This is a genomic window from Thauera phenylacetica B4P, assembly GCF_000310225.1.
Lineage (GTDB): Bacteria > Pseudomonadota > Gammaproteobacteria > Burkholderiales > Rhodocyclaceae > Thauera > Thauera phenylacetica.
The window spans coordinates 1-3495 of record NZ_AMXF01000318.1; the positions used below are offsets into that span (position 1 = coordinate 1).

The 3495-nt window shown below is 70.1% G+C and carries 4 protein-coding genes; 3 read left to right on the forward strand and 1 reads right to left on the reverse strand.

The annotated features are described in order from the left end of the window. Window positions 1–24 precede the first annotated feature (24 nt). Window positions 25–516 (reverse strand): Rrf2 family transcriptional regulator, encoded by a 492-nt coding sequence (locus tag C667_RS21145; RefSeq protein WP_039922615.1) that lies wholly within the window; start codon window positions 514–516, stop codon window positions 25–27. Between the two features lie 121 nt (window positions 517–637). On the opposite strand from C667_RS21145, the gene C667_RS21150 reads away from it, so the two are divergent. Genes C667_RS21150 through C667_RS21160 form a run of 3 tightly spaced genes read left to right on the forward strand, consistent with a single transcriptional unit; the run spans window position 638 to window position 3454 of the window. Further along, entirely contained in the window at window positions 638–832 is a 195-nt protein-coding gene (locus C667_RS21150; protein WP_004382812.1) for a hypothetical protein, read from the forward strand. After that, window positions 829–1179 carry a ferredoxin FdxA gene (fdxA, locus tag C667_RS21155; RefSeq protein WP_004382814.1) on the forward strand — a complete coding sequence of 117 codons (351 nt, stop codon included), beginning with the start codon at window positions 829–831 and terminating at the stop codon, window positions 1177–1179. The genes C667_RS21150 and fdxA overlap by 4 nt, the downstream gene beginning before the upstream one ends. 58 nt (window positions 1180–1237) lie before the next feature. Continuing rightward, window positions 1238–3454, forward strand: a complete 2217-nt coding sequence (locus C667_RS21160) for a putative bifunctional diguanylate cyclase/phosphodiesterase (protein ID WP_004382816.1) — start codon at window positions 1238–1240, stop codon at window positions 3452–3454. Window positions 3455–3495: the final 41 nt, after the last annotated feature.

The window sequence follows — 3495 nt, forward strand, 5'->3', positions numbered from 1 at the left end:
GCCGCGTCTGCGCCGCCGCCCGCCTCAGCCTGCCGGCGGGGCGGGCCGGATCGCGATCGTCGGCCGCGGTGCTTGCGCGTCCGCTGGCGGGAGGCCGAGCGTGACCTGCAAGCGGCCGTCGTCGCCGATCAGGTCGGCGAGCGTGAGGCGGTCGAGTTCGGAAAGGAAGGCCTGCAGGGCACTGGCGAGGGCGCCCTTGAGCCGGCAGGCGGGGTCGAGCAGGCAGTGCGATCCCGACCCGAAGCACTCGACCAGCGCGAAGCTGGGCTCCATCTGGCGCACCACCTCGCCGAGGCCGATCCGCGTCGCCGCCCGCGCCAGCCGGAGTCCGCCGCCCTTGCCGCGCGCGCCATCGACGAAACCCTTCGTCACCAGCTCGGTGACCAGCTTCATCAGGTGGCTGCGCGAGATGTCGAAGCGTTCCGCCACTTCCTTGATGGTCACGCGCCGCTCCGGGCAGGCGCCGAGATACATGAGCAGGCGAAGCGCGTAATCGGTGTGCTGGGTAATGTTCATCGCGAGGAAGCCGCCGGGACAGGTTGCGGGCAGCATCGTAGCAGCAATAGATTCATTTCTGTTGACTCTTTAAAAGATGCAGTTAATATGTATCTTAAAGGACTCGACCGGAGGAACTGCCATGAAACGCCACCCTCGCCTCGTCCAGCGGTCGCGCGAGCTCCATGCCGCGCTGCGGCTCGGCAGGCATCGCCTCGCCGGCGCCGGTGCGGCCGAGCTGCGCGCGGAACGCGCCGCGCTCGTCGCCCACTTCGCCGAGGAAGCGCGTGAGCTGGCGCCGCTCGTCGAGACCCTGTTCGAGGAGAAGCGGGCATGACCCACGTCGTCACCGAAGCCTGCATCCGCTGCAAGTACACGGATTGCGTGAGCATGTGCCCGGTCGATGCGTTCCGTGAGGGGCCCAATTTCCTCGTGATCGACCCCGAGGAGTGCATCGACTGCACCCTGTGCGTCGCCGAGTGCCCGGTCGATGCAATCGTGCCGGAGGACGAGCTGAGCGCGGAGCAGCGCGAATACCTCGCGCTCAACGCCGCGCTGGCGAAGGCCTGGCCGCGCATCGTCGAGGCGCACGAGGCGCTGTCCGATGCCGAAGAATGGGCGAAGGTGCCCGGCAAGCGCGCCTGGCTCGACACGGGTGCGGACGACCCCGGCGCGAAGGCATGAGGGGGCACCCGGACGGGGGCCGGCCCGCGGGCATGGACACGGAGGATTGCGGCAGGTGATGCAGGGAGAAGGCGGGAACAGTGCGCGCGAGATGCGCATCGATGGCGACGAGATCGCGCTGCGCCGGCGCTTCCTCGCGCTCGGGGACACGGACGTCGAGCTGCTGCGCCGCCTGCATGAGGTCCTGCCTGCGGATGGGCACGGCTTCACGGGCGCGTTCTACGACATGCTGCGCACCTATCCGCCGCTGGCCGGGCTGCTGCGCGACGACGCCACCGTCACCCGGCTGAGGGCGGCGCACGAGCGCTATTTCCGCGAGCTGACGGCGGGCCGCTACGATGCCGCCTACGTCGCCCGCCGTCTCGAGGTCGGCCTGACCCACGCCCGCATCGGACTGGAGCCGAAGTGGTACATCGGCGCCTTCCGTGCCTACCTGTCGGCGATGATGCACACCGTGTGGGATCGCTTCGACGGCCGCCGCGAAGACGTCCTGCCGACCCTGGACGCCCTGCTCAAGATCGCCCTGTTCGACCTCGGCCTCACCCTGGACACCTACTTCCATGCCGACAAGCGGCGCATCGCGCTGCGTGACCGCGCGATCGAGTCCAGCGTCAATGGCATCTTCATCGCCGACGCGCAGCAGGCCGACTATCCGCTGATCTACGTGAATCCGGCCTTCGAGCGTGCGCTCGGCGCGCGCACCGGCGCGGTCCTCGGCCAGCCGTGCATCTGCCGCAATCATGGGGACGACGGCTACGCGGAGATCCGGCACGCGATCGCCAGCGGCAGCGAGGGCACGACCGTCCTCGAGCTGCACCGCGAGGACGCCGAGCGGCGCTGGGTCGAGCTTTTCCTCGCGCCGGTGCGCAACGAGGCCGACGCCATCACCCATTACGTGGGCGTCCTCAACGACGTCACCCGGCGCAAGGATGCCGAGGAGCGCCTCAACCATCTCGCCAGCCACGATCCGCTGACCGGGCTGCCCAACCGGATGCTGTTCCACGATCGCCTGCGCCATGCGATCGCGCGCCGCAACCACGGCGCGCTGGCGGTGCTCTTCCTCGATCTCGACCGTTTCAAGCTGGTCAATGACGGCTACGGTCACGACGTCGGCGACGCCTTGCTGCGCGAGGTCGCGGCACGCCTGTCGTCCTGCCTGCGGGCGGAGGACACCGTGGCCCGCCTCGGCGGCGACGAGTTCGTCGTCCTCATCGAGGACCTGCCGGGAGCCGAGTTTGCGGCGACGGTCGCCGGCAAGATCGCCGCCCGCCTGGCCGAGCCGGTGGTGATCGGCGGGCGCACGCTTCCGGTGTCGTCCAGCGTGGGTATCGCCCTCCATCCGCGTGACGGCTCCGACCCGCAGACCCTGCTCAAGAACGCCGACACGGCGATGTACCGCGCCAAGGAGGCGGGCCGGGGCGGGTTCTGCTTCTACGCGGGCGAGATGAACGCGCAGGCGCATCGCCGCCTCGACCTCGAGAACGGCCTGCGTCGCGCCCTCGCCGAGGGGCAGCTGGAGGTCCATTACCAGCCCCAGGTGTCCTTAGCGGACGGTCGCGTGTCCGGGGTGGAGGCGCTCGTGCGCTGGCGGCACCCCCGCGACGGGATGATCGGGCCCGCCGAGTTCATCCCGATCGCGGAGGAGACCGGACTCATCGTTCCGCTCGGCGAGCACGTGCTGCGCACTGCCTGCAAGCAGCTGGCGGACTGGGACCGGCGCGGCCTGGTCGTGCCGAGGCTGGCGGTCAACCTGTCCGCGCGGCAGTTCCGCCAGCCCGACCTGGCCGACCGAGTGTGCCGGATCCTGGATGAAATCGGGCTGTCCTCGTCCCGGCTCGAGCTCGAGATCACCGAGAGCACGGTCATGCGCGACGCGGACGATTCGGTGGAGACCCTGCGGCGCCTGCGCGCGCGGGGAATCTCCGTGGCGATCGACGATTTCGGCACCGGCTACTCCTCGCTCTCGCAGCTCAAACGCCTGCCGATCGACACGCTGAAGATCGACCGGTCCTTCATCGAGGGCATTCCGGGCAGCGCGGAAGATGTCGCCATCGTGGGCGCGATCGCGGCGATGGCGCGCAGCCTCGGCCTCAAGCTGGTCGCTGAGGGGGTCGAGCACCCGGCGCAGCGCGATTTCCTGCGCACGGTCGAATGCGAGGAGGCGCAGGGCTGGCTGTTCGGCCGCCCGCTGCCGGCCGATGTCTTCGTGTGCAATCACGCCAGCGGCCGCGCAGTGTCGCCGGCGGACGGCGGCGCGGTCGCGTCCTGCGCCTGAGGCGGGCGGCACGCCGCACCGCGGGGGCGCCCGGCCCCCTT

Excerpts from the sequence above, each read along its gene's own strand:
- C667_RS21160 (WP_004382816.1), top strand. The coding sequence starts at position 1,238 with ATGCAGGGAGAAGGCGGGAACAGTGCGCGCGAGATGCGCATCGATGGC.
- C667_RS21150 (WP_004382812.1), top strand. The coding sequence starts at position 638 with ATGAAACGCCACCCTCGCCTCGTCCAGCGGTCGCGCGAGCTCCATGCC.
- fdxA (WP_004382814.1), top strand. The coding sequence starts at position 829 with ATGACCCACGTCGTCACCGAAGCCTGCATCCGCTGCAAGTACACGGAT.
- C667_RS21145 (WP_039922615.1), bottom strand. The coding sequence starts at position 516 with ATGAACATTACCCAGCACACCGATTACGCGCTTCGCCTGCTCATGTAT.